This window comes from Actinacidiphila guanduensis (assembly GCF_900103985.1).
Classification (GTDB): Bacteria; Actinomycetota; Actinomycetes; order Streptomycetales; family Streptomycetaceae; genus Actinacidiphila; species Actinacidiphila guanduensis.
Map to the genome: position 1 here is coordinate 564,475 of NZ_FNIE01000002.1, position 25,273 is coordinate 589,747.

Genomic DNA, 25,273 nt, shown 5'->3' on the forward strand with positions numbered 1-25,273 from the left:
GACGGCTCTCTGCACGTTGGACATGCCCCGCCCGGAAGGGGTGTACGCCTGTGCCCGCACTTGTGCTGCTCGGTGCTCAGTGGGGTGACGAGGGCAAGGGGAAGGCCACCGACCTGCTCGGCGGCTCAGTGGACTACGTGGTGCGCTACCAGGGCGGCAACAACGCCGGCCACACCGTCGTGGTGGGCGACCAGAAGTACGCACTCCACCTGCTCCCCTCCGGCATCCTCTCACCGGGCTGCGTCCCGGTGATCGGCAACGGTGTCGTGGTCGACCCGGCGGTCCTGCTCTCCGAGCTGAGCGGGCTCGACGAGCGCGGCGTGGACACCTCCAAGCTCCTGATCAGCGGTAACGCCCACCTGATCACGCCGTATCACCAGACCATCGACAAGGTGACGGAGCGCTTCCTGGGCAGCCGCAGGATCGGCACCACCGGCCGCGGCATCGGGCCGGCCTACGCGGACAAGATCAACCGGGTGGGCATCCGCGTGCAGGACCTCTTCGACGAATCGATCCTCCGGCAGAAGGTCGAGGCGGCGCTGCACGACAAGAACCAGATCCTGGTGAAGATCTTCAACCGGCGGGCGATCACCACCGACCAGGTCGTCGAGGAGTACCTCGGCTACGCCGAGCAGATCAAGCCGTACGTCACCGACACCACGCTGGTGCTCAACAAGGCGCTGGACGACGGCAAGGTCGTGCTCATGGAGGGCGGGCAGGGCACGCTCCTGGACGTCGACCACGGCACGTACCCCTTCGTCACCTCGTCCAACCCGACCTCCGGCGGCGCGTGCACCGGCAGCGGCGTCGGTCCCACGAGGATCACCCGCGTGATCGGCATCCTCAAGGCGTACACAACGCGTGTGGGCTCCGGACCGTTCCCCACCGAACTGCTCGACGAGGACGGCGACCGGCTGCGCACCGTGGGCCACGAGTTCGGCGTCACCACCGGCCGCGACCGGCGCTGCGGCTGGTTCGACGCGTTGATCGCACGCTACGCCACCCGGGTGAACGGGCTGACCGACTTCTTCCTCACCAAGCTCGACATCCTCACCGGCTGGGAGCGCATCCCGGTCTGCGTCGGCTACGACATCGAGGGGCAGCGGGTGGACGAACTCCCGTACAGCCAGAGCGACTTCCACCACGCGAAGCCGATCTACGAGTTCCTGCCCGGCTGGTCGGAGGACATCACCAAGGCCAAGACCTTCGCCGACCTGCCCAAGAACGCGCAGGACTACGTCAAGGCGCTGGAGGAGATGTCCGGGGCGCCGATCTCGGCGATCGGGGTGGGCCCCGGCCGGGACGAGACGATCCAGATCAACTCCTTCGTCTGAGCCGCCCGCACACTCTGGTGCACAAGTGGGCCCCGCCCTCCTGGAGGCGCGGGGCTCACCCCTTTCCGGCCGTGCATGTGCACTCCTGACGGTCCGTCAGCCCGCCTTGGTGTACGTCAGTGGCGCCTTGCCGTCCTCGTTGTCCCGGCGTAGGTGGGTGGCGTCGAGCAGGGTGAGCGTCGTCGGGTCGCCCGGCGAGCAGGAGGAGAGCGGGTCGCCGCCGGTCACCTGGGACGCGCTGAGCGCCACCGGCGGCCCGGCCGAGGTCACGCGCATCCGCCAGGAGCAGGAGTAGGCGGCGCTCTCGCCGGTGAGCACCACGGTGCCGTCGGCGCGCACGGTCAGCGTCCGGGTGTTGTCGCCCTGGTCGGCGCTGACGAACGAGGTGCGCCACACGCCCACCATGCCGGCGGGCACGAGGCCCTTCGCGGGCGGCGTCCCCGGGGCCTTGGCGCGCCGCCCGGGCGCCTGGGAGGCCGGCGAGGCGGGCGCCTTGGCGTCCTTCGAGCCGCCGCTGCCGTGCCGCAGGGCGGTGTACGCGGTGGCGCTCCCGGCGACGACGACCAGAGCGGCAATGGCGGCGAGAAGGGTGCCGCGACGCCTCACCGGGCCCCGGGTGGGAGGCGGTGGTGTGGGGGACGCGTCGTAGGGCGCGGTGACACCGGTGGGGTAGCTGGTGGGGCGGCCGGTAGGTGTGGGGGTGCTGGGCGCGGCGACGCCGGACGGTGGACTGGTAGGTGTGGGCGTGCTGGGTGCCGTGACGCGGGATGCTGGGCCGGTGGGGGTCGGGGTGCCGGGCGGTATTGGTGGCCGGGTGGGCTCCATGGGCGCGGGCGGGGGTGTCGGGTGGGCGGTGCCCATGGGTGCCGGGCGGTGCCCGGGGGACGGTGTGGAGACCTCGGTCGCCGCGTGCGGCGGCTCGGGGGCTTCGGGGGCTTCGGGGGCTTCGGGGGCTTCGGCGGCTGGTGGCCGGGGTGCCGGTGGGGCTGCCGGCTGAGGTGCGGGGGAAAGGGGCGCGGGCTCGCGGGGAGCCTGGCTCGCCTGGGGCGGGGCTCCTTGAGGCGCGGTCGCCACCTTGGGTGCGGGGTCCGCGTCCTGGGTGGCGGGGCTTTGCGGCGGGGCCGGTGGCGTGTCCGCCTCCGCCTCCAGTTCGAGCAGGCGGACGGCGTGGCGGCCGAGCCTGGCCACAATGGCGGCGGGCAGCCAGGGCTCGGGCTCGTCCGCGACGCGGGCGGGCGGGTCCTGCCGCGCGCCGGAGCGAGCGCCGGGCTCGCCGGGTGCCGCCTCCTCCACCGCCGCGTCTGCTGCCGCTTCCGCCTCCGCGAGCATCGCGTGGATCTCCGGCAGCGAGGGCCGCGCGTCGGGCTCCTTGGCCAGGCACGCGGCCACCAGGGGCCGCAGCCCGGCCGGGACGGGCGCGAGATCGGGCGGCTCCTGGACGATGCGGTACATCTGCGCGTGCACCCCGCTGGCGGCCGCGCCGAAGGGCTGCAACCCCGTGGCGGCGTAGGCGAGGACCGAGCCGAGGCAGAAGATGTCGCACGCGGGCGTGACCCGGTCGCCCCTGACCTGTTCGGGCGACATGAAGCCGGGCGAGCCGACCATCGCGCCCGTGACGGTCAGCGAGCCGTCGGCGACCGTCTCCAGGGCGCGGGCGATGCCGAAGTCGATGACGCGGGGCCCGTCGATCGTGATCATCACGTTGGACGGCTTGAGGTCCCGGTGCACCAGGCCCGCGGCATGGATGTCGCCCAGCGCGTGCGCCAGGCCCGCGGCGAGGACGCGCACCGAGCGCTCGGGCAGCGGCCCGTACTCCTTGGCGACGACCTGGTGGAGCGAGGGCCCCGGTACGTAACCGGTCGCGACCCAGGGGACCTCGGCCTCGGTGTCGGCGTCGAGCACCGGCGCGGTCCAGCGGCCGCCGACCCGGCGGGCGGCCTGCACCTCGCGGCGGAAGCGGCTGCGGAACTCCTCGCGCTCGGCCAGGTCGGGGCGGACCAGCTTCACCGCGACCGTGCGGCCGCGCGCGGACCTGGCCAGGTAGACCCGCCCCATGCCGCCGACGCCGAGCCGCCCCAGCAGCCGGTACGCGCCGATCCACCGCGGATCGTCGGCCCTCAGCCCGTCGCTGCCGTCCATCGCGCGCCGCCCCCTCCCGCGCCCCGGCCGCCCGGGGTTCCGTGGCGGCTGCCCGCCGCTCACCGGCGAAGAATATGCGCCGCCCGGCCGTGCGGTCATGGGCCGACGCCATGGCGTCGGGAACAATCCGCCGCCATGGAGGCCAGGTGCCTGCGCCTCCTTGGTGTCCAGACGCCCTGCCGCAGCCCGCCGCCACCACCTGCCGCTGTGACCTCGCCCACAGCGGACACTCCGGCCCTCGGCAAGCCGCCGGGCACCCAGGCGCCCGGACGCCTTGCGGGTACGGCACGCGAGCCGCCACCCGCATCCCCCCGCGCCCGCCGGGCAGACGATCACACGAACGCGGGCGGCGCACATCCGTACGAGCCTCGCCTATCGTGTCCGCAGCCGACGCGGAACGGCAGGGCGGGACGGAGATCGCGGACCGACGGGGCCCGGAAGATCGGCGTGCCCGGCCCGCAGGAGGCGCGCCCCGGGCCGCGGCGCAGGACGTACGCACGACCCGCGCGGGCTTGCGCGCAGGACCGCGTAGGACCGGGCAGGGCCGGCAGGACCACGCGGGACGACGCAGGACGAGGTGACGGTATGGCGGAGGGGGTCGGGCCCCTGGTGCGGCGCAGCAGCCTGCGCCAGCAGATCGCCGACGCCCTGCGCGACGAGATCATCACCGGCCGCCTCCAGGCCGGCCGGCACTTCACCGTCAAGCAGATCGCCGAGACCTACGGCGTGTCCGCCACGCCCGTGCGCGAGGCGCTGGTGGACCTGTCGGCCCAAGGGCTGCTGGAGGTCGAGCAGCACCGCGGCTTCCAGGTCCGGCAGTTCACCGCCGAGGACTTCCGCACCCTGACCGACGCGCGCACCCTCGTGGTCAACGCCGCCTTCCGCCGGCTCGCCGAGCACGGCATGGGCGACCTGCCCGACGACGCCATCGCCTCGGTGCGGCGGCGGGCCGAAGCCGCCGCACGGGCGGCGCGGGCCGGTGTCCTTGACGTCCTCATAGGCTGCGACCTGCGCTTCTGGGGCGAACTGTCGGCCATGGGCGGCAACCCGCACCTGTCGGAGTTCCTGGACCGGGTGCGCACCCAGGCGTGGATCTACGCGGTGCCGCACCTGCGCTCCCTGCCGGACCTGGCGGGCGTCTGCTGGGCGGGGCACGTGGAACTGGTGGACGCCGTCGCCGCCCGCGACACCGCCGAGGCCCTGCGGCTGACCAAGGAGCACCACACCCACACCCGCGCCCTGATCGAGAAACTCGCCCCCGCGCACCCCTGATCCCCCGGACGCCCCGCGACAGGCACGCATGACGGCGCCGGACGCGTCATCCTAGGCTGTACGTTCCCGACCGGATGGAGTCCGTACGTGGCTTGCGACTTGTGGCTGGTGCCCCTCGTGGACGTGCTCTGCCACAGCCCGGAAAACCCCTTCGCCGAGGAGATCGCCCGCTACGACAACGCGCTGGGCGAGGCCGGGCTGCCGCCGATCCCGGTCTACGGCTACATGCCGGGCCTGTCCGGCGACGTCGCCCCGATCGCCTGCTTCGACTACGACGCCCTGCACTTCCTGCGCCGCGCCTACCTGCTCGCCCTCCAGCGCCTCGAAGTCACCCCCGTGGACGCCCTGGGCGGCGACTACGAGCAGCTGCTGGAGATGTTCGAGTCCACCGCGCAGTCCTCGCACCTGGTCTGGCACTACGACCACGCCGGCGCCTACGTGCCGCTGGACTTCCCGCAACCGGTCGTCAACGACGAACTCCTGGAGGGCGGCGGCCCGCTCGGCTCCAGCAACGGGCTGCTGCGCGAGCTGGAGTTCGTCGCCCCCGCGATCGGCATCGACCCCAAGAACCCGCCGGCCCCGCCCGCGCCGCCCACCCGCCACACCGCCCTGGAGGAGCCCGCGCAGACACCGGCGCTGAACGGCCCCTTCGCCCGGGAGCACCACGTCTGGCTCGGCCTGCACGCGGCGGCGACCCGCTCGCTGGGCCAGGGCTCGATGATCGTGTTCAGTTAGGCAGCCAGGTAGGCAGTCAGCCAGGCAATCAGACAGTCAGGACGCTGAGCAGTCAGGGCGCTGGGCACTTAGGGTGCCGGGCAGTTGAGCCGGCACCCATGCGCCCAGGCAGTCAGGACGCTGGCTGCCAGGTGCCCAGGTGCCCAGGTGCCCAGGTGCCCAGGGCGCTGGGCGCCATGGTGTTCGCCCTGGACGTGTGTCGCGGCCCGCGTCCATTGCGGCGGGTCAGCGGGGTGCCTCGGGCGGGCGCTGGCGCGGCATGGTCGGGCGGGTGCTGGGGTGGGGGAGCCGCGCGGGCGGGGGCGGATCGCTGCGGGCCGGCGCCTGGACGCGCAGCGGCGCCGCGGCCGCCCCCGCACCGAAGCCCGCCATCCAGTCGCACGTCTCGGCGCGCACCAGGTCGGAGACGTCGTCGCAGAAGCGGCGCAGCAGCCTCAAGCAGCGCTCGGCGGCCTCGGCCGCGGTGCCCTCGGTGGGCCCCAGCACCTCCCGTACGCTCTCGGTCGCCCAGTCGAAGCGCAGCGCCTCCACCCGGCGCTGCACGGCCTGCGCGGTGGCCACGTCCCGCATCCAGCCGGCCGTCAGGCCCATCAGCCGGTCGAAGCCCACGCAGGCGCAGGCCAGCAGCAGGCACAGGTATCCCCAGCCGAGCAGGCCGTGGCCGGCGCCGGCGAGCTGCGCCAGCGGCAGCGCCGCGGCCGCCACCGCGCCCGCGGCCGCACCCGCCCGCAACCCCTGGGCGCCCCGGCGCTTCCACAGCCGGTCGCGCAGATACCACTCGGCGGTGCGCAGCCCGTGCTCCTCCGACCACCGGTACAGCTCCTCCAGCCGCTCCGCGGGCTCGCCCCAGTCGCCCATGGGGAAGGGTGGCGGCCGCAGGTCCTCGGGCCGGTGGTGCCGGTGGCGCAGCGCCCGCCGCGGGGGCTCCTGCGGGGCGCCCTCCTCGGGAAACATCTCCGGCTGGCTCACTGCGCGCTCCTCGACGACACCGACGACCCGTGGCGGCCCGGGCGGGCATGCCCCCGCGGCACACCGCCCGGATGAAGCCCCCTTCTTACCGCCGAACGGCTGAGCCGAGCGCCCGGAAGTTCGCCATTACCCTCAGATAAGCAGTGTGATCAGGTATAGGACGCTTGTCGGTATCCCCCGAAAGAGTGAGGACGGAGGGCGCCGGGACGGCCACTACCCTGGTCCCCGTGAAGGTCCTCGTCATCGGCGGCGGCGCCCGCGAACACGCCCTGTGCCGCTCCCTGTCCCTCGACCCCGACGTCACCTCCCTGCACTGCGCGCCGGGCAACGCCGGCATCGCCGAGCTGGCCGAGCTGCACGCGGTCGACGCCACCGATGGCGCCGCCGTCGCCGACCTCGCCGCCGCCCTGGGCGCGGACCTCGTGGTCGTCGGCCCCGAGGCGCCCCTGGTCGCAGGGGTCGCCGACGCGGTGCGCGAGCGCGGGATCGACTGCTTCGGCCCCTCGCGGGAGGCCGCCGCCCTGGAGGGCTCCAAGGCGTTCGCCAAGGACGTCATGGCAGCCGCCGGGGTGCCCACCGCGCGCGCCTACGTGTGCGGCAGCGCCGAGGAGGTCGACGCCGCGCTCGACGCCTTCGGCGCGCCCTATGTCGTCAAGGACGACGGACTCGCGGCCGGCAAGGGCGTCGTCGTCACCGGTGACCTGGACGCGGCCCGCGCGCACGCCCTGGCCTGCCTGGAGGGCGGCGCGGACGGCGCCCCCGGACGCGTGGTGATCGAGGAGTACCTCGACGGCCCCGAGGTCTCGCTCTTCGCGCTGACCGACGGCGAGACGGTGGTGCCGCTCCAGCCCGCACAGGACTTCAAGCGCGCCCTGGACGGCGACGAGGGGCCCAACACCGGCGGCATGGGCGCGTACTCGCCGCTGCCGTGGGCCGACCCCAAGCTCGTCGACGAGGTCGAGCGGACGGTCCTGCAGCCCACCGTGGACGAAATGCGGCGCCGCGGCACGCCTTTCGCCGGCCTGCTGTACGCCGGGCTTGCCCTCACCTCGCGCGGAGTGCGGGTCATCGAGTTCAACGCGCGCTTCGGCGATCCCGAGACGCAGGTCGTCCTCGCGCGGCTGCGCACCCCTCTGGCGGGGCTGCTGCGGGCCGCCGCGACCGGGCAGCTCGCCGCCTTCCCCGCGCTGCGGTGGAGCGAGGGGGCGGCGGTCACCGTCGTCATCGCGTCGTACAACTACCCCGACACCCCGCGTACCGGCGATCCCATCGGCGGCCTCGCGGACGTGCCCGCGGCGGAGGAGCACGCGTACGTCCTCCACGCGGGGACGCGGCTGCTCGACGACGGGCGCGTCGTGTCGGCCGGGGGCCGCGTCCTGTCCGTCACCGCGACGGGCTCCACGGTCGCCAAGGCCCGCACCCGCGCGTACCGCGCCCTCGCCCACATCACTCTCGAGGGCTCCCACCACCGCGGGGACATCGCGTCCGGCGTGTAGGGGTGCGGCTACTCACCGCTGGGGTTCGCCGCCGTGGCCGTCTGCAGGGCTCCTCTGGCTGGTCGCGCCGTTCCCCGCGCCCCTTTCGGGGTCCCATCTGCCCCACGGGGGTAGTCCACCGTCCAGAGGACGGTGGACTCTTCTCGCGCCGTTCCTCCCTCAGAGCTTCGCCTGGGAGGTACCCCCAGCGCCCCTGAACACCTTGCCCTTCGCGTGTAGGGCGAGGCCGTACGACATCAGGGGGCGCTGTCGGCCTGCCCCGGGCGGCGGTCGGGGGCGGTGGCGTACCCCTGTGGCGGGACGCCACCGTATAGGGGGGAACTCCACTCCAAGGAGTGACGCGTGGGCCATACGGCTGACTCGGTGGCGGAGCCCAACTATGGTGCCCCGAAAGCGCACCGCAGGTCTCTGCGGCCAAACAGCCGTACGGCATTGCGATGTCCGCGGGCGGTGCGAGAGTGGGGAGAGGCCGTCGCAGGGACGGTCGCCGCTGGCGCAGCGAGACCGCAGGGGGTGACGCCGATGGCCGGAGAAGCAGGTGAGGCCGCCGCGCGGGCCCGTGCGACGTCGGTGCTGCGGCTGCGGGCGATCGCCACGGGAGCGGCGGTGCTCCCGGCCGCTGCGGCGGTCGTGCTGCACGTGGCGTGGGCGGAGGGCCGGATCGGCGGCGCCGGATGGGACGCGGCCCGCTGGAGCGTGACGGCCGTGGCGCTGGCCGTGTTGGCGGTCGCGGCCGCGGTGGGCGCCGTCGTGGCGCGGGCGCGGCCCGCGGTGAGCCCCGCCGTCCCGGTCGCGGAGTCCGCGGCCCCCGACCTCTACCTGATGGTCCGCGACCTCGCCGACCGGCTCCAGGTGCCGCCCCCCTCGGCGATAGAGCTCACCCCTGACTGCGACAGCTGGCTGGAGCACCGCAGGCCGCCCGCGGGGGCGCCCACCACGTCGGCCGTGCCCACCGCACCCGTCCTCGTCATCGGCTCGCCCTTCCTGTGGTGGATGCGCGTCGCCGAACTGCGCGCGCTGCTCGCCCCGGTCGTCGCCGGCACCGCGGCCGCCGCGGACCCCGACACGGCCGCGGCCCGCCGCTTCATACGCGGCCTGGACGCCGCCGCGGGCGTCGCCGCCCAGGGCCGCGCGGGCCCACGGCTGCTGCGCCCCGCCTTCGCCGTCCTCGGCTGGACGACCCGCCTGCTGCTGCGCGGCTGCGGTACGCAGGCGGCCGAGATGGAGCGGGCGGTGGCCGCGGCCGCCTCCGAGCGGGCGCAGGCGGTGGACTACGGGCTGCGGATCGTCGCCCAGGAGCAGGTGGGGCTCGCGTACGCGGGGTGGGACCGGCTGCTCACCCGGGTGGCCCTGCCCGCGTGGCGGCTGGGGCGCTGGCCCGCGCGGCTGGACGCCGGCGTGGTCGCCGCGCTCACCGAGCTGTCCCGCCGTGATCGCCTCGCCGAAGGCTTCGAGTCGCGCCTGGGCGAGCGCCCGGCCTGCGACCTGCTGGAGGAGCCCGGCGCCATGGACGAGGCCGTCTCGCTGCTGGCCGCCCGCATCTTCCACGGCGGCCCGGCCCGCAGCGGCCCCGGCTGGCAGCCGGTCGGCTGGGCGGGTTACCCGCAGGAGGTCGTGGACCGCCTCTGGCGCGAGGAAGCCGCGCGGCTGATACGGCTCCTCGACGAGCCCGGCGCCCCTGCGCATCGCCTCGCCGGCGAGGGCGCCCGCCCGCACGGGCAGGGCGGCCGGCAAGGAGGCCAAGGCGGTCAGGGCGGCTGGAGCGGTGTCCCCTCCGGCGGGCGGCTCCTGCTCGGCGGCTCGCGGGTCCGCGAGGGGACTGCGGGGGCGACGCTCGGGCGCGTCATCGAACGGCTCGCCGCCGGCGGCACGGACGACCTCGCCGACCGGATCGCGGCCGCGGTCGCCCACGACGAGGCTGCGCGGCTGGCCTCGGCGGAGCCGGTGTCCGGCGGGATCGCCCCGCTGCTGCCGCAGCGTACGGGGCGCGAACTGCTCGCCGACCACGTGGTCGCCGCGGTGGCCTGTGCGGCGGTGGACACCGCCGGGGCAACGGCGGGGCTGGACTGGCTCGACGGTCCCGTCCTGCTCTTCGCCGGCGCCCGCTGCACCGAACTCGGCCCGCTCGTCCTCCGCCTCACCGAGGAGGGCGAGGCGGCGCCGCTGCGCACGTGGCTGAGCGGCATGTCGATCTCCCCGGACCACCCACTGCGCTCCGCTTGAGACGGGGCGGCTTCTCGCCGTCGGGGTTCCCGTCGCGTCGCCGCCTGCCGCGACCAGCCATCTGCCGGGCGGCAGGCGGCAACGGCGGGGAACCCCCACGGCGAGGTGGAAGACCCCGCTTCCCCCGGAGGGAAACCGGACGAAACGTGATGGGAAGGGTGCGTTGTGTGATGTGCTGGGTGAGTGCGGCCGCACCCTTGCTCCGGGACGGGCGCGGCGGCCGGGCGACGCTGGGAGGGCGATCGGTGTGGGGGAAGTACGGCGGTGGGAGTCGGGGGCGCTGGCGCACGGGGTGTCGGACCCGTTCGGGCAGGGGCCGCTGCCCTGGCTGCGGGGCGAGCCGCTGAGCGGTGACGTGCCCTGGTACGTGGACCTCGCGGCCAGCCGCGGCAAGGCCCCCCGCAAGCCGCAACTGCCGGGCCCGCGCACCGCGGACGACGTCCGCCGCCAGATCAAGGGCTTCGCCGCGACCGCCGACGCGGTACCCGGCGGCGCCGTGGACTTCCGCATCACCGTGGACCCGCCGCAGGAGTACACCGTGGACGTGTACCGCATCGGCCACTACGGCGGCGACGGCGCCACCCAGGTGACGGCGAGCCCGCGGCTGTCCGGCATCTCCCAGCCCGACCCCCTGGCCGCCGGCCGCACCGTCTCGTGCCACCACTGGTGGCAGTCCTGGCGGCTGCAGATCCCGCCGTACTGGAAGCCCGGCGCCTACGTCGCGGTGCTCACCACCGCCGACGGCTTCCGCAGCCACGTCCCCTTCACCGTGCGGGACCTGGAGGCGCGCGCCGACCTGCTGCTCCTGCTGCCGGACGTCACCTGGCAGGCGTACAACCTCTACCCGGAGGACGGCCGCACCGGAGCCAGCCTCTACCACGCGTGGGACGAGGAGGGGCGGCTGCTCGGCGAGGAGGAGGCCGCCACCACCGTCTCCTTCGACCGCCCCTACGCCGGCGCGGGCCTGCCCCTGCACATCGGCCACGCCTACGACTTCGTCCGCTTCGCCGAACGCTACGGCTACGACCTCGCCTACGCCGACGCCCGCGACCTGCACGCCGGGCGGGTCGACCCCACCCGCTACCGCGGCATGATCTTCCCCGGCCACGACGAGTACTGGTCGGTGCCGATGCGCCGCGCCGCAGAGCAGGCCAGGGACTACGGCACCTCGCTGGTCTTCCTGTCGGCCAACACCATGTACTGGCAGGTGGACCTGGGCCCCTCGCCGACCGGGGACCCGGACCGGCTGCTGACCTGCCGCAAGCGCCGCGGCGAGCACGGCCGGGGCGAGGCGCCCAAGGGCCGTACCGCGCTGTGGCGGGACCAGGGCGAGCCGGAGCAGCTGCTGCTGGGCGTGCAGTACGCCGGGCGGGTGCCGCAGCCCTCCCCGCTGGTGGTGCGCAACGCCGACCACTGGCTGTGGGAGGCCACCGGCGCGCACGAGGGAGACGCGATCCCCGGCCTGGTCGCGGGCGAGGCGGACCACTACTTCCCGCGCACCCCGCTGCCGGAGTCCACCGAGCGCATCCTGCTCGCCCACTCCCCCTACGAGGCCACCGACGGCCGCACGCGCTACCAGGAGACCTCCCTGTACCGGGCGCCCAGCGGCGCGTACGTCTTCGCGGCCGGCACCTTCGCCTGGTCGCCCGCCCTGGACCGGCCGGGCCATGTGGACCTGCGCATCCAGCGGGCGACGGCGAACCTGCTGGACCGCATCTGCAAGCACATCTGACCCGCCGCCATGGTGCCCGGGCGGGCGCGACGCCATGGTGCACCGGCAGATCCGCCGCCATGGCGGCGGATCCCTGGCGCGTCCCGCGCCCCGCCGTAGGCGAGAATCGGTGGCTGAACCACCGAGTGGGAGGACACCCATGTCCGGATTCGTCGAGAAGCCCGAGCCCGTCCAGGTGCCCGGCCTCGTCCACCTGCACACCGGCAAGGTGCGCGAGCTGTACCGGAACGAGGCGGGGGAGCTGGTGATGGTCGCCACCGACCGCATCTCCGCCCACGACTGGGTGCTGCCCACCGAGATCCCCGACAAGGGGCGGGTGCTCACGCAGCTGTCCCTGTGGTGGTTCGAGCAGCTCGCCGACCTGGTGCCCGGCCATGTGATCTCCACCGAGCTGCCGAAGGGCGCCCCCGCCGACTGGGCCGGCCGCACCACGGTGTGCACCCCGCTGCAGATGGTCCCGGTGGAGGCCGTCGCCCGCGGCTACCTGACCGGCTCGGGCCTGACGGAGTACGAGCAGAGCCGCACCGTCTGCGGCCTCGCGCTGCCCGACGGCCTGGTGGACGGCTCCGAGCTGCCCGCGCCGATCTTCACCCCCGCCACCAAGGCCGAGGTCGGCGAGCACGACGAGAACGTGTCGTACGAGGAGGTGGCCCGGCAGGTCGGCGCCGAGACGGCCGCGTTGCTGCGGCAGACCACGCTCGCGGTGTACTCCCGGGCCCGGGACATCGCCCGGGACCGCGGCATCATCCTCGCCGACACCAAGTTCGAGTTCGGCTACGACGAGAAGGGCACCCTGGTGCTCGGCGACGAGGTGCTGACCCCGGACTCCTCGCGCTTCTGGCCCGCCGACGAGTGGCGGCCGGGCCGCCGCCAGCCCTCGTACGACAAGCAGACCATCCGGGACTGGCTCACCTCGGACGCCTCCGGCTGGGACCGGCACGGCGAGCAGCCGCCGCCGGAGCTGCCGCAGGAGATCGTCGAGCGCACCCGGGCCCGCTACATCGAGGTCTACGAGCGGCTGACCGGCACGCCCTGGCAGTAGCGCCCCCGGCCGCACCCACGGCCCCACCACGACGAAGGCCCCGGTTCTGGTGAACCGGGGCCTTCGACCTACTGGAGCGGACGACGAGATTCGAACTCGCGACCCTCACCTTGGCAAGGTGATGCTCTACCAACTGAGCCACGTCCGCAGGGCGTGCCCACACTCTACCCGACCCGTCCGGCGGTGTGAAAACCGGTTCTGTGCCCGGCTGGCGCGGCACAGTACGGCGCGGCCCCACGACGACGAAGGCCCCGGTTCTGGTGAACCGGGGCCCTCGTCCTGCTGGAGCGGACGACGAGATTCGAACTCGCGACCCTCACCTTGGCAAGGTGATGCTCTACCAACTGAGCCACGTCCGCATGTGCTGCTGACCACTGTACCCGATCCACCGAAGAGGTGAACCGGGGGTGACCGGAGAGCGGGTGACAGGAATCGCACACTGCGCCTCCCCCCTGGAAGGGGGGCGCTCTACTACTGAGCTACACCCGCATGTACTCCGCTGACCTGGGGTTTTTCGCCCCCTGCCCTCGGCGTGCCCCCACACTATCGGACGCACGGGGGTGCCTGTCCAATCGACACGCGACCCCTCTTGCCGGGGCCCTGCCGGGGCCTCGCCGGAGCTCTGCCGGGCCCGTGGGAGGCCCGCCCGGTGGCGCCTCGGCACGAGAAGAGGGCCGGGGTGCGGACCCGCTCACCCCGGCCCCGAGGAGCGGGCCACCGCACCCGACGAGCGGTCAGCTCGCCTTGTTGAATGCCTCGTAGACCTTCTTGGGGATGCGGCCGCGGGCCGGGACCTCGAAACCGTTGGACTGGGCCCAGGCACGCACGGTGGCGGGGGTGGGGGCGATGGGGGTGCGCTTGTAGGCGCGGCCGGAAAGGGTGCGGCGCCGGCCCGCCTCCACGTACGGCGCGAGATCCTTGCGCAGCTTGTCCGCGTTCTCCGAGGAGAGGTCGATCTCGTACCACTGGCCGTCGACGCCGAATGCGATGGTTTCCTCGGCCTGCCCTCCGTCGAGATCGTCGGCCAGGGTGACCAGCACGCGTTGCGCCATAGGGAATCGGTCCTTTCTTATGCCATCTGCCTGCGGTGGCGACGGGGCGGGGCGCCGGCCGCTCCCTGCGCGGGGGAGCCGGTGGCCGGGCGTCCGCCGGGGGTCGGGAATGGACGGGGAGCGGAGTTACCCGATGGTGCTGTTAATTCCCGCCGAACGCACTTGCCAAGCCTCTTCGCAAGCCGGACCCTATGTTTTCCGCCGCCGCTTTCCCATGTATTTCGTCAGCCGATATCCAAACGTGATGAGCCGCTGGTGCGGGTGGGACGCCAGCGCCGTACCGGACGGGAAGGATCAGCGGGGTATCAGCAAGGCGCCAGTGCCCGATCAGCCGCGGTTCGGTCCCCGGCCGGTTCCGGAACGACCCGGTCGGCAGAGATCGGCGGTGATCAGCGGCGATCGGCCGTCGGCGGTCGTGAGCGGCCGCGGAACGCGGAAAGTGTCCGGGAAGTGTCCGGGAAGCGGCGCACCGGAACGGCGTGGAAGCGACGGTGGCAGAAGGGAGTTGGCGCCGGGTTCTGCCACGGGCGCGCGCCGGGCGCGGACCGGTGGCTCGGTCTACCCGGGTAGATTTCCCCACCCGGTACTCTGGGAGAACCTCACGCACCACACCACCGGGAGTGCCAGTGGCACGCGTCGTAGTCGACGTCATGCTCAAGCCGGAGATCCTCGACCCCCAGGGCCAGGCCGTTCAGCGCGCGCTGCCCCGGCTGGGCTTCGACGGGATCTCCGACGTCCGCCAGGGAAAGCGCTTTGAACTGGAGGTCGACGGACCCGTCGACGACGCCGCGCTCGCCCGCATTCGGCAGATGGCGGAAACCTTTCTCGCCAACACCGTCATCGAGGACTTCAGCGTAAAGGTGGAGTCGTGACTGCACGCATTGGTGTCGTCACATTCCCGGGAACTCTCGACGACCGCGACAGTCAGCGCGCGGTGCGGGTGGCCGGCGCGGAAGCCGTCCCGCTCTGGCACCGGGACAAGGACCTCAAGCAGGTCGACGCGGTCGTTCTGCCCGGCGGGTTCAGTTACGGCGACTATCTGCGGGCCGGCGCCATCTCGCGTTTCTCCCCCGTGATGGAGTCCGTCATCGAGCAGGCCCGGGCCGGAATGCCGGTGCTGGGGATCTGCAACGGTTTCCAGGTGCTCACCGAGGCCCATCTGCTGCCCGGCGCGATGCTCCGCAACACCGCCCTCCACTTCGTCTGCCGCGACCAGCGGCTGCGGGTGGAGTCGACGGCCACCGACTGGACCGCGGACTTCACCCCCGGCCAGGAGATCTCCGTCCCGCTGAAGAACATCGACGGCCGCTACACCGCCGACGAGCGCACCCTGGACGAACTGGAGGCCGAGGGCCGCGTCGCCTTCCGCTACGCCTCCGGCGGCCCGGCCCGCGACGGCTACGGCAACCCCAACGGCTCGCAGCGCGACATCGCCGGGATCACCAACGCGGCGGGCAACGTGGTGGGCCTGATGCCGCACCCCGAGCACGCGGTGGAGCCGCTGATCGGCACCGGCCGCACCGACGGGCTCGGCCTCTTCACCTCGGTACTCAAGAAGCTGGTGAGCGCGTGACCCTGGACACGGTGAAGCACGCCGAGCAGACGCCCGAGGTCGAGCAGCCCTGGAAGGAACTCGGCCTGAAGGAGGACGAGTACGCGCGGGTCCGGGAGATCCTGGGCCGCCGCCCCACGGGCGCGGAGCTGGCGATGTACTCGGTGATGTGGTCCGAGCACTGCTCGTACAAGTCGAGCAAGGTGCACCTGCGGCAGTTCGGCGAGAAGGCCCCGCGCTCCGACGCGATGCTGGTCGGCATCGGGGAGAACGCGGGCGTGGTCGATGTGGGCGAGGGCTACGCGGTCACCTTCAAGGTGGAGTCGCACAACCACCCCTCGTACGTCGAGCCCTACCAGGGCGCGGCCACCGGTGTCGGCGGCATCGTCCGGGACATCATCGCGATGGGCGCGCGGCCGGTGGCCGTGGTGGACCCGCTGCGGATGGGCGCGGCCGACCACCCCGACACCAAGCGGGTGCTGCCCGGCGTGGTCGCCGGCATCGGCGGCTACGGCAACAGCCTCGGCCTGCCCAACATCGGCGGCGAGCTGGTCTTCGACGCCTGCTACCAGGGCAACCCGCTGGTGAACGCCGGCGCGGTCGGCGTGATGCGGCACGAGGACATCCACCTGGCCAAGGCGTCCGGCGCCGGCAACAAGGTGATCCTGTACGGCGCGCGGACCGGCGGCGACGGCATCGGCGGCGCCTCCATCCTCGCCTCGGAGACCTTCGACGCCACCAAGCCCTCCAAGCGGCCCGCGGTGCAGGTCGGCGACCCGTTCCAGGAGAAGCTGCTCATCGAGTGCACCCTGGAGGCGTTCGCCGAGAAGCTGGTGGTCGGCATCCAGGACCTGGGCGCGGCCGGCCTGTCCTGCGCGACCAGCGAGCTGGCGTCCAACGGCTCGGGCGGCATGCGCGTCGAGCTGGACGACGTGCCGCTGCGCGACTCCACGCTCTCGCCCGAGGAGATCCTCATGAGCGAGTCGCAGGAGCGCATGTGCGCGGTGGTGGAGCCGGACAAGGTCGAGCGCTTCCTGGCGATCTGCGAGAAGTGGGACGTCATCGCGACCGTCATCGGCGAGGTCACTGACGGCGACCGGCTGGAGATCTTCTGGCACGGCGAGATGATCGTGGACGTCGACCCGCGCACGGTGGCGCACGAGGGCCCGGTCTACGAGCGCCCCTACGCCCGCCCGTCCTGGCAGGACACCCTGCAGGCCGACGACGCCGGCCGGTTGCCCCGCCCCGAGGGCGGCGACGAGCTGCGCGAGCAGGTCATCGAGGTGCTCGGCTCGCCGAACCTGGCGTCCAAGGCGTGGGTCACCGACCAGTACGACCGCTTCGTGCAGGGCAACACCGTGCTCGCCCAGCCCGAGGACTCCGGCATGATCCGGGTCAGCGAGGAGAGCGGCCTCGGCGTGGCCATCGCCACCGACGGCAACGGCCGTTACGCCAAGCTCGACCCGTACACCGGGGCCCAGCTGGCGCTCGCCGAGGCGTACCGGAACGTGGCGGCCGGCGGGGCCCGGCCGCTGGCGGTCTCCGACTGCCTCAACTTCGGCTCGCCGGAGGACCCGGACGTGATGTGGCAGTTCGTCGAGGCCGTGCGCGGCCTGGCCGACGGCTGCCAGGTCCTGGGCACCCCGGTGACCGGCGGCAACGTCTCGCTCTACAACCAGACCGGCGAGGCGGCGATCCACCCGACGCCCGTGGTCGCGGTGCTCGGCGTCATCGACGACGTGGCCCGGCGCACGCCGATCGCCTTCGCGGACGAGGGGCACCTGCTCTACCTGCTGGGCGAGACCCGCGAGGAGTTCGGCGGGTCGGCGTGGTCGCAGGTCGTCCACGACCACCTCGGCGGGCTGCCGCCGGCGGTGGACCTGGAGCGCGAGCGGCTGCTCGGCGAGATCCTGATCTCCGCCTCGCGCGACGGCATGGTGGACGCTGCCCACGACCTGTCCGACGGCGGGCTGATCGCGGCCGTCACCGAGTCCTGCCTGCGCGGTGGGCACGGGGCGCGGCTGGTCGTCCCCGACGGCCTGTCGGCCTTCACCTTCCTGCTGTCGGAGTCGGCGGGCCGGGCGATCGTCGCCGTGCCGCGCTCGGAGGAGCTGCGCTTCACCGACATGTGCGGGGCCCGCGGCCTGCCGGCCACCCGGATCGGCGTGGTCGACGGCGAGGCGCTGGAGGTCCAGGGCGAGTTCACGATCCCGCTGGACGAACTGCGCGACATCCACGAGTCGGCGATCCCGGGCCTGCTCGGCTGACCCCGCCACCGCCGCAAAACGGCCAGTAAGGGGCGCCCTCCTCCGGGAGGGCGCCCCTTACCCGTACGTCCGGAAACGCGGGCCGCGACGGCAGCGCAGATCTTCTGGCACAGGCTGAGCAGAGGCGTCGAAGGGGATATTCGGTCGCCATCGGCGAGGGGGCGGGCTAGACACGAGGGATGGTCGATCGGCTGTTCTCGGAGCGTTCGCTGGCGCGGTTGTACGACGCCTTCTGCGCGGGACGGGAGGACTTCGGGTTCTATCTGCCGCTGGTGGCCGGGGCCCGGGCGGTGCTCGATGTCGGGTGCGGGACCGGGGAACTGCTGCGGCGGGCACGGGCGGGCGGACACCGGGGGCGGCTGTGCGGACTGGACCCCGCGGCGGCGATGCTGGAGGTGGCGCGGCAGCGGGCGGACGTGGAGTGGGTGCTGGGGGATCTGGACTCCGCGGGCGAACGGGGCGTGCTGGATGGGGAGTTCGACCTCGTCGTGATGACCGGCCACGCCTTCCAGGTGCTCACCGACGACGCGCGGATCGTGCGGGCCCTTTCTGCTGTGCGGCAACTGCTTGTACCCGGTGGGCGGTTCGCCTTCGAGACGCGGAATCCGGCGGTGCGGGCATGGGAGGGCTGGACCCGCGAGGAGGTCGCCGTTGTGGACGACCCCGACCTCGGGCCCGTCCGGTACTGGCGCGAGGTCGTCACTCCGTTCGACGGCGAACTCCTCACCTTCACCCATACGTTCACCGGGCCCCGCTGGGGCGCCCCCCAACACGCCCGCAGCACCCTGCGGTTCCTCACCGCCGAGCGGCTGGACGCCTTCCTCACGGCGGCGGGTTTCGAAGTCGCCGAGCGGTACGGAGGGTTCGGCGGGGAGGCGTACGCGGCGGAGACGGCGGAGATCGTGACCGTGGCGGTGGCCGCGGGGTGAGGCAGCGGCCGCGGCGGGCCGCAACTGCCCGCGGTGGTCGCTGGGATGGCGCGGACATCCGTGATTGGCTGTCCCCGCCGGCCCGCAGGGCGCGGCACCGTTCGGAGAACCGCACCCATCGAAAGGCCCGGGCATGTACGAGTACAAGGTCGTCACCTTCCGCGAAGCGCTGATCGGCGACGCCCTGGACAGCGACAAGCTGGAGAAGGTGCTCAACAAGCACGCCGAGGACGGCTGGCAGCTGAAGGACATCACCACCGGCGACGTGAAGGGCCGCATAGGCCCCGGCGCCGTCGACGGCCTGCTGATCACGTTCGAGCGCCCCGTCCAGGGCTGACCCGCGACCGGAGGGCCACGGCGGCCTGCTCCCCGCCCGCCACCCAGGCGGGATCCGTCGGACACGCTCTAGGCTCGGCTCATGCCGAGTGAGAGCCGCCGCCGTGCCCGTACGTACGACCCGGACCGCACCTGGGGGGCGCTGACCGCGCAGGTCGGGCATGTGCGCACCGCCGTGCGGGGGCTGACCGGCGAGCAGTGGAAGTGGCCGGCGGGGCTGCCGGGCTGGGACGTGCGGCTGCTCGTCGTGCACGTCCTGCGGCAGGTGCAGGCGATCCGCCTCGTCCTCGACAAGCCCGCCCCCGCGCCCGGCGCGCCCGTGCTCGGGCCCGACCGGTGGGCGCTGTCCACCGGCGGCATCGCCGACCGGCTCGACGCCGGGACCCGCGAGCAGGAGGCCCGCACCGAGGACCCGCTCGCGGCGCTGGAGCAGGAGGCCGACGCGCTCCCCGCGCTCCGCGAAGAGGCGGTCCGCACCGACCGGCTCGTGCCGAGCCCCTTCGGGGCGATGCGGGCGCTGGACTTCACGGTGACCCGGCTGGTGGAACTGGTCGTCCACAGCGACGACCTCGCGCGGGCGGCCGGCGTCGAGGTCGGGCTCGACCGGCAGGCCGTGGCCGCGGCGGTCCGCGTCCTCGCCGACGCGCTCGCCGTCAAGGCGCCGGGCAACTCCGTCGAGGTCCGCGTGCCGCCGTACGCGGCCGTGCAGTGCGTGGCGGGCCCGCGGCACACCCGCGGCACCCCGCCGAACGTCGTGGAGACCACCCCGGCCACCTGGCTGCGCCTTGCCACCGGCCGCACCACATGGTCCGAGGAGCTGGCCGCCGCCCACCTGTCCGCCTCGGGCGAGCGCGCCGACCTCGCCCCCCACCTCCCCGTCCTCGGCTGAGGCGTCAGAAGCAAGCGCTGGGGCACCTCCCCGGCCGCAGGCTCAGGGGGCTGCGGCCGGGGACCGAAATCGCGGCGGGGCATCCCTGCCAGGGTCCGCTCACCGGACGGATGTGCCGGACAGGACCTGGGGGCCGCGCTGCCGCTCGTCGTACGCAGAGCGGCCAGGCGGCCGCGGACGGTGCCGGCGCCGCAGGCGAACGCCGCGGAGCGCGCCGCCGCCACGGAGTTGAGCACGGCCAGAACCAGGACGTACCCGGCGACGAACCCGGTGATGAGCAACCCGTCGCGCCCGGCGCTCGCCGCCTGCGTTGCAGAAGCCGGACCTGAAGGATCGGCTGGAACTCGCCCGCCACGCCATCCGCGTGGGCCTCGTCGAACCGTGGGAAGCGACCCCCGCGGGAGGCAGCGGCGAACGTCACACCCCTGTCCCCGCAAGGAGTGACGCGCGTAGAAGAACACAAACCCGAGGTCCCTCGTTCGGCCGTCACCCGATCCTGCCCTAGACTCAAAACGTGCCTCGTGGTGACGGACGACTCAGCCACGACCTCCTTCCCGGCGAGAAGGGCCCCCAGGACGCCTGCGGCGTCTTCGGTGTCTGGGCCCCCGGTGAAGAGGTCGCCAAACTCACCTACTTCGGGCTGTACGCCCTGCAGCACCGCGGACAGGAGTCCGCGGGCATCGCAGTGAGCAACGGCTCCCAGATCCTCGTCTTCAAGGACATGGGCCTGGTCTCCCAGGTCTTCGACGAGACCTCCCTCGGCTCGCTGACCGGCCACATCGCCGTCGGCCACGCCCGCTACTCGACCACCGGCGCCTCGGTGTGGGAGAACGCCCAGCCCACCTTCCGCGCCACCGGCCACGGCTCGATCGCCCTGGGCCACAACGGCAACCTGGTGAACACCGCCGAGCTCGCCGAGCTGGTCGCCGACCTGCCGCAGACCCCCGGCCGGGCCACCAAGGTCGCCGCGACCAACGACACGGACCTGATCACCGCCCTGCTGGCCGGCCAGACCGCCGCCGACGGCAGCCCGCTGTCGGTCGAGGAGGCCGCACCCCTGGTGCTGCCGAAGATCAAGGGCGCTTTCAGCCTCGTCTACATGGACGAGCACACCCTCTACGCCGCCCGCGACCCGCAGGGCATCCGCCCGCTGGTGCTCGGCCGCCTGGAGCGCGGCTGGGTGGTCGCCTCGGAGTCCGCCGCCCTCGACATCTGCGGCGCCAGCTTCGTCCGGGAGATCGAGCCCGGCGAGCTGGTCGCGATCGACGAGCAGGGCCTGCGCAGCTCGCGCTTCGCCGAGGCCCGCCCCAAGGGCTGCGTCTTCGAGTACGTCTACCTCGCCCGCCCCGACACCGACATCGCCGGGCGCAACGTCTACCTCTCCCGGGTGGAGATGGGCCGCCGCCTCGCGCGGGAGGCCCCGGTCGAGGCCGACCTGGTGATACCGACCCCGGAGTCGGGCACCCCGGCCGCGGTCGGCTACGCCGAGGCCAGCGGTATCCCCTACGGCTCGGGCCTGGTGAAGAACTCCTACGTCGGCCGGACCTTCATCCAGCCCTCGCAGACCATCCGCCAGCTCGGCATCCGGCTCAAGCTGAACCCGCTGAAGGAGGTCATCCGCGGCAAGCGGCTGGTCGTCGTGGACGACTCGATCGTCCGCGGCAACACCCAGCGCGCCCTGGTGCGGATGCTGCGGGAGGCCGGCGCCGCCGAGGTGCACGTGCGGATCTCCTCGCCGCCGGTGAAGTGGCCGTGCTTCTTCGGCATCGACTTCGCCACCCGCGCCGAGCTGATCGCCAACGGCATGAGCGTGCAGGAGATCGGCCAGTCGCTGGGCGCGGATTCGCTCGCGTACATCTCGATCGACGCGATGGTCGAGGCGACCACGATCGCCAAGCCGAACCTGTGCCGGGCCTGCTTCGACGGGGAGTACCCGATGGAGCTGCCCGACCCCGAGCTGCTCGGCAAGCAGCTGCTGGAGGTCGAGCTCGCCGGGGGCGCCGACGCCGCCGACGCGCTGCGCCGCCCGTAAGCGCCCCGAAAGCAGCTCGCAAGCACCCCGCAGCCCCGGGCCGACAGCCCCCGAGAGCCCCCGAGAGCCGCGCACGGTCCGCCCGCGGCCGGTCCCGCCGCCCCCGTACGAACGACACGAAGGTTTCCGCCATGGCCGAATCAACCGGTGCCAGCTACGCAGCCGCCGGCGTCGACATCGAGGCGGGCGACCGCGCCGTCACCCTGATGAAGGAGTGGGTGCGCAAGGCGCGCCGCCCCGAGGTCGTCGGCGGCCTCGGCGGCTTCGCCGGGCTCTTCGACGCCTCCGCGCTGCGCCGCTACGAGCGCCCGCTGCTCGCCTCGGCGACCGACGGGGTCGGCACGAAGGTCGACATCGCCCGGCGGATGGGCGTGTACGACACGATCGGCCACGACCTGGTCGGCATGGTGGTGGACGACCTGGTGGTGTGCGGCGCCGAGCCGCTGTTCATGACCGACTACGTGTGCGTCGGCAAGGTCCACCCCGAGCGGGTGGCAGCCATCGTCAAGGGCATCGCCGAGGGCTGCGTGCTGGCCGGCTGCGCGCTGGTCGGCGGCGAGACGGCCGAGCACCCGGGGCTGCTGGGCCCGGACGACTTCGACGTGGCGGGCGCCGGCACCGGTGTGGTGGAGGCCGACGCGCTGCTGGGCGCCGAACTCATCCGGACGGGTGACGCGGTGATCGCCATCGGCTCCTCCGGACTTCACTCCAACGGGTACAGCCTGGTGCGCCACGTCCTGTTCGAGCGGGCCGGCTGGTCGCTGGAGCGTGAGGTGCCCGAGCTCGGCCGGACCCTGGGCGAGGAGCTGCTGGAGCCGACCCGGATCTACTCGCTGGACTGCCTGGCGCTGACCCGCACCGCGCAGGTGCACGCCTTCGCCCACGTCACCGGCGGCGGCCTGGCCAACAACCTGGCCCGGGTGGTGCCGGACGGGCTGCAGGCGGTGGTGGACCGCTCGACGTGGACCCCCGCGCCGGTCTTCGGCCTGGTCGGCCGGCTGGGCGAGGTGGCCCGCCCGGAGCTGGAGAAGACCCTCAACATGGGCGTCGGCATGGTCGCCGTGGTGCCGCAGGAGTCGGTGGACGTGGCCCTGGCCGTGCTCGCCGACCGTGACGTCGAGGCGTGGGTGGCCGGCGAGGTGCGGGCGCGCGAGAGCGGCGCGCCCGCCGTGGAACTCCTCGGCGAGTACGCGGACGGCGCCTGATCCCCACCGGCGGCCCGCACAGCCCGACGGCTGCTGGACGACTACCTGCGGTGACGATGCGAGGTGACGACGAAACCCGGTCCGGGGCGCACCCCGGACCGGGTCAAGGTGTCGGCGGCGTCAAGCGCGACGGCGCTGAGACGAGGAAGAGGCCGACTGGTCGTCGTCGTCTTCCTCGTCGTCGTTGTAAAGATCCGCGTACTGTGCGTACGGGTCCTCGTCCAACTCGTCATCATCGTCGACTGGCTCCGGATTAACCGGCCTCGACGACGATGCGCCCAGCTCTTCGGCCAGACGTGAGAGATCAGTGCCGCCGCTGTTGTACTTCAGCTGGCGGGCGACCTTCGTCTGCTTGGCCTTGGCCCGGCCGCGCCCCATGGCTCGACCCCCTCAACGGCGGGGCTCGACGGCCCCGAGTCTTGACACGCGTTCATGAATTCGGAGCGGTCTCCGCGGGGAGAACCGGCCCGTAGGGCCTCAACGGTACCTGCTTCCGACGCCACACGGTACGCCGCCCGCACGACGCGCGTCGGAACAGGGGACATTTGCGGCCCTGTCCTGCCTGGTCAGGCGCGATTTTACCTTCTTCTAGCGCGAACTTGCTATCGGGTCGTGCCATCGGTCACGCCGATGGCACGACCCGGGTCGCGTGCCGCCCGGAGGTCCGGTGGAAACCCCCCACTGGAGAGGCGCCGGAAGGGGCGCCCGAGAGGCCGGTGGACGGGCTCGGCAGGGCTCAGACCAGGCCCGTGCCCAGCGGGGCCTCGGGGGTGGCCGGGGCGCCGTCCAGGGTGGGCCGCAGCCACTGGGCGGCCGGGGTGCGCTCGGCCATCCGCTGCTCGGCGAGCCGGTCGGCGGCGACCGCGGGCGGCACTCCGTCGGCCGCCGCGCGCTCGAAGATGGCCAGCGTGGTGTCGAAGATCTTCGCCGCCTTGGCCTTCGCCCGGTCGAAGTCGAAGCCGTGCAGCTCGTCGGCGACCTGGATGACGCCGCCGGCGTTGACCACGTAGTCCGGCGCGTAGAGCACCCCGCGGTCGGCGAGGTCCTTCTCGACGCCCGGGTGGGCGAGCTGGTTGTTGGCCGCGCCGCACACCACGGTCGCGGTCAGGGCGGCCACCGTGGTGTCGTCCAAGGCGCCGCCGAGGGCGCAGGGGGCGTAGACGTCCAGCGGGGTGCGCACCAGGGCCGCGGTGTCGGCGACGGCGGTGACCCCGGGGTGGCGGGCGGTGACCCGGGCGACGGCGTCGGGGCGCACGTCGGTGACGACGACCTCGGCTCCGTCCTGGACCAGGTGCTCCACCAGGTGGTGGCCGACCTTGCCGACGCCGGCGATGCCGACCCGGCGGCCGCGCAGCGTCGGGGCGCCCCAGCGGGTCTGCGCGGCCGCGCGCATCCCCTGGAAGACGCCGAAGGCGGTGAGCACCGAGGAGTCGCCGGCGCCGCCCTGCTCGGGGGAGCGGCCGGTGGTCCAGCGGTTCTCGCGGGCGACGACGTCCATGTCCGCCACGTACGTGCCGACGTCGCACGCGGTGACGTAGCGGCCGCCGAGCGAGGCGACGAACCGGCCGTAGGCGAGCAGCAGCTCCTCGGTCTTCAGCACGTCGGGGTCGCCGATGATCACGGCCTTGCCGCCGCCGTGGTCGAGGCCGGCCAGCGCGTTCTTGTAGGACATGCCGCGGGCGAGGTTGAGCGCGTCGTCCACGGCCTCCTCGTCGGAGGCGTAGGCGTGGAAGCGGGTGCCGCCCAGGGCCGGGCCCAGCGCGGTGGAGTGGATCGCGATCACCGCCCGCAGTCCGGTGGGGCGGTCCTGGCAGAGGACGACCTGCTCGTGCCCGCCCTGCTCCGATCGGAACAGCTTGGCGACGACGGCGCCGTTGCCGTCGGTCTGACGTACGTCGGTCACGGTGGTGACTCCCATAGTCCGTTGGTCGGGTACCGCGCCCCCCGTACGGGTGGCGGAGGGTCGATGGGCTTCGATGGGCTCAGCGTAGGCCCTGCGGGCAGTGGCCGGGATCACCTCCCCGCGGGCGGTCGTCATGGGACGATCGGAGCGTCGGGGCGCCGGCCCG

Annotated in this window: 20 protein-coding genes and 3 tRNA genes; 15 read left to right on the forward strand and 8 right to left on the reverse strand. The window is 73.5% G+C overall.

Annotated features, from left to right (window positions below):
• Positions 1-50: 50 nt before the first annotated feature.
• Entirely contained in the window at positions 51-1,334 is a 1,284-nt protein-coding gene (locus BLR33_RS05765; RefSeq protein WP_093783140.1) for an adenylosuccinate synthase, read from the forward strand.
• 96 nt (positions 1,335-1,430) lie between these two features.
• Here BLR33_RS05765 and BLR33_RS05770 read toward each other — a convergent pair whose 3' ends face one another.
• On the reverse strand, positions 1,431-3,473 hold the full coding sequence (locus BLR33_RS05770; RefSeq protein WP_093783141.1) for a serine/threonine-protein kinase: 2,043 nt from the start codon (positions 3,471-3,473) through the stop codon (positions 1,431-1,433).
• A gap of 585 nt (positions 3,474-4,058) precedes the next feature.
• On the opposite strand from BLR33_RS05770, the gene BLR33_RS05775 reads away from it, so the two are divergent.
• Complete coding sequence (locus BLR33_RS05775; RefSeq protein ID WP_093783142.1) at positions 4,059-4,745, forward strand: GntR family transcriptional regulator; 687 nt, start codon at positions 4,059-4,061, stop codon at positions 4,743-4,745.
• Between the two features lie 87 nt (positions 4,746-4,832).
• Complete coding sequence (locus tag BLR33_RS05780) at positions 4,833-5,480, forward strand: hypothetical protein (RefSeq protein ID WP_093783143.1); 648 nt, start codon at positions 4,833-4,835, stop codon at positions 5,478-5,480.
• Between the two features lie 225 nt (positions 5,481-5,705).
• Here BLR33_RS05780 and BLR33_RS05785 read toward each other — a convergent pair whose 3' ends face one another.
• On the reverse strand, positions 5,706-6,449 hold the full coding sequence (locus BLR33_RS05785) for an SLATT domain-containing protein (RefSeq protein ID WP_093783144.1): 744 nt from the start codon (positions 6,447-6,449) through the stop codon (positions 5,706-5,708).
• A 227-nt stretch (positions 6,450-6,676) separates the two neighbouring features.
• Between BLR33_RS05785 and purD the strand changes: the two genes are divergently transcribed.
• The 4 genes from purD (at position 6,677) to BLR33_RS05805 (ending at position 12,942) form a co-directional block, all read left to right on the forward strand.
• Positions 6,677-7,945, forward strand: coding sequence for a phosphoribosylamine--glycine ligase (gene purD, locus BLR33_RS05790; RefSeq protein ID WP_093783145.1), 1,269 nt, complete (start codon positions 6,677-6,679; stop codon positions 7,943-7,945).
• Between the two features lie 522 nt (positions 7,946-8,467).
• Positions 8,468-10,168 carry a M48 family metalloprotease gene (locus BLR33_RS05795; RefSeq protein WP_093783146.1) on the forward strand — a complete coding sequence of 567 codons (1,701 nt, stop codon included), beginning with the start codon at positions 8,468-8,470 and terminating at the stop codon, positions 10,166-10,168.
• A 241-nt stretch (positions 10,169-10,409) separates the two neighbouring features.
• Entirely contained in the window at positions 10,410-11,900 is a 1,491-nt protein-coding gene (locus BLR33_RS05800; RefSeq protein ID WP_093783290.1) for a N,N-dimethylformamidase beta subunit family domain-containing protein, read from the forward strand.
• Between the two features lie 139 nt (positions 11,901-12,039).
• A complete protein-coding gene (locus tag BLR33_RS05805) occupies positions 12,040-12,942 on the forward strand; it encodes a phosphoribosylaminoimidazolesuccinocarboxamide synthase (RefSeq protein ID WP_093783147.1) in 903 nt (300 codons plus the stop codon).
• A gap of 72 nt (positions 12,943-13,014) precedes the next feature.
• Here BLR33_RS05805 and BLR33_RS05810 read toward each other — a convergent pair.
• The 4 genes from BLR33_RS05810 to BLR33_RS05825 all read right to left on the reverse strand — a co-directional run bounded on the left by BLR33_RS05810 (position 13,015) and on the right by BLR33_RS05825 (position 13,994).
• Positions 13,015-13,090, reverse strand: a tRNA-Gly gene (locus BLR33_RS05810).
• A gap of 135 nt (positions 13,091-13,225) precedes the next feature.
• Positions 13,226-13,301 (reverse strand) — tRNA-Gly (locus tag BLR33_RS05815).
• A gap of 58 nt (positions 13,302-13,359) precedes the next feature.
• Positions 13,360-13,431: transfer RNA gene (locus BLR33_RS05820), tRNA-Gly, on the reverse strand.
• A gap of 245 nt (positions 13,432-13,676) precedes the next feature.
• Complete coding sequence (locus BLR33_RS05825) at positions 13,677-13,994, reverse strand: histone-like nucleoid-structuring protein Lsr2 (protein WP_093783148.1); 318 nt, start codon at positions 13,992-13,994, stop codon at positions 13,677-13,679.
• 626 nt (positions 13,995-14,620) lie between these two features.
• Here BLR33_RS05825 and purS point away from each other — a divergent pair.
• From purS to purM, 8 genes are all read left to right on the forward strand, one after another.
• Positions 14,621-14,866: a phosphoribosylformylglycinamidine synthase subunit PurS gene (gene purS / locus BLR33_RS05830; RefSeq protein ID WP_093783149.1), complete on the forward strand. Its 246-nt coding sequence runs from the start codon at positions 14,621-14,623 to the stop codon at positions 14,864-14,866.
• Positions 14,863-15,567, forward strand: a complete 705-nt coding sequence (purQ, locus tag BLR33_RS05835) for a phosphoribosylformylglycinamidine synthase subunit PurQ (protein WP_093783150.1) — start codon at positions 14,863-14,865, stop codon at positions 15,565-15,567. The genes purS and purQ overlap by 4 nt, the downstream gene beginning before the upstream one ends.
• Entirely contained in the window at positions 15,564-17,813 is a 2,250-nt protein-coding gene (gene purL, locus BLR33_RS05840; RefSeq protein WP_093783151.1) for a phosphoribosylformylglycinamidine synthase subunit PurL, read from the forward strand. Before purQ ends, purL begins: the two co-directional genes overlap by 4 nt.
• 179 nt (positions 17,814-17,992) lie before the next feature.
• Positions 17,993-18,742, forward strand: a complete 750-nt coding sequence (locus BLR33_RS05845; protein WP_093783152.1) for a class I SAM-dependent methyltransferase — start codon at positions 17,993-17,995, stop codon at positions 18,740-18,742.
• 133 nt (positions 18,743-18,875) lie between these two features.
• Positions 18,876-19,079 carry a DUF4177 domain-containing protein gene (locus tag BLR33_RS05850; protein WP_093783153.1) on the forward strand — a complete coding sequence of 68 codons (204 nt, stop codon included), beginning with the start codon at positions 18,876-18,878 and terminating at the stop codon, positions 19,077-19,079.
• A gap of 81 nt (positions 19,080-19,160) precedes the next feature.
• The gene (locus BLR33_RS05855) at positions 19,161-19,967 is read left to right on the forward strand and encodes a maleylpyruvate isomerase family mycothiol-dependent enzyme (protein WP_093783154.1); all 807 of its coding nucleotides are present in this window, start codon (positions 19,161-19,163) and stop codon (positions 19,965-19,967) included.
• A gap of 514 nt (positions 19,968-20,481) precedes the next feature.
• On the forward strand, positions 20,482-21,999 hold the full coding sequence (purF, locus tag BLR33_RS05860; protein ID WP_093783155.1) for an amidophosphoribosyltransferase: 1,518 nt from the start codon (positions 20,482-20,484) through the stop codon (positions 21,997-21,999).
• Between the two features lie 131 nt (positions 22,000-22,130).
• Positions 22,131-23,204 carry a phosphoribosylformylglycinamidine cyclo-ligase gene (gene purM / locus BLR33_RS05865; RefSeq protein WP_093783156.1) on the forward strand — a complete coding sequence of 358 codons (1,074 nt, stop codon included), beginning with the start codon at positions 22,131-22,133 and terminating at the stop codon, positions 23,202-23,204.
• A gap of 120 nt (positions 23,205-23,324) precedes the next feature.
• Here purM and BLR33_RS05870 read toward each other — a convergent pair whose 3' ends face one another.
• The gene (locus BLR33_RS05870) at positions 23,325-23,582 is read right to left on the reverse strand and encodes a DUF3073 domain-containing protein (protein WP_093783157.1); all 258 of its coding nucleotides are present in this window, start codon (positions 23,580-23,582) and stop codon (positions 23,325-23,327) included.
• Between the two features lie 358 nt (positions 23,583-23,940).
• Complete coding sequence (locus BLR33_RS05875; protein WP_093783291.1) at positions 23,941-25,107, reverse strand: Leu/Phe/Val dehydrogenase; 1,167 nt, start codon at positions 25,105-25,107, stop codon at positions 23,941-23,943.
• Positions 25,108-25,273 lie beyond the last annotated feature (166 nt).

Coding starts and splice junctions, on each gene's coding strand:
- BLR33_RS05770 (WP_093783141.1), bottom strand. CDS start 3,473: ATGGACGGCAGCGACGGGCTGAGGGCCGACGATCCGCGGTGGATCGGC.
- BLR33_RS05775 (WP_093783142.1), top strand. CDS start 4,059: ATGGCGGAGGGGGTCGGGCCCCTGGTGCGGCGCAGCAGCCTGCGCCAG.
- BLR33_RS05795 (WP_093783146.1), top strand. CDS start 8,468: ATGGCCGGAGAAGCAGGTGAGGCCGCCGCGCGGGCCCGTGCGACGTCG.
- BLR33_RS05805 (WP_093783147.1), top strand. CDS start 12,040: ATGTCCGGATTCGTCGAGAAGCCCGAGCCCGTCCAGGTGCCCGGCCTC.
- BLR33_RS05825 (WP_093783148.1), bottom strand. CDS start 13,994: ATGGCGCAACGCGTGCTGGTCACCCTGGCCGACGATCTCGACGGAGGG.
- BLR33_RS05845 (WP_093783152.1), top strand. CDS start 17,993: ATGGTCGATCGGCTGTTCTCGGAGCGTTCGCTGGCGCGGTTGTACGAC.
- BLR33_RS05850 (WP_093783153.1), top strand. CDS start 18,876: ATGTACGAGTACAAGGTCGTCACCTTCCGCGAAGCGCTGATCGGCGAC.
- BLR33_RS05855 (WP_093783154.1), top strand. CDS start 19,161: ATGCCGAGTGAGAGCCGCCGCCGTGCCCGTACGTACGACCCGGACCGC.
- purM (WP_093783156.1), top strand. CDS start 22,131: ATGGCCGAATCAACCGGTGCCAGCTACGCAGCCGCCGGCGTCGACATC.
- BLR33_RS05870 (WP_093783157.1), bottom strand. CDS start 23,582: ATGGGGCGCGGCCGGGCCAAGGCCAAGCAGACGAAGGTCGCCCGCCAG.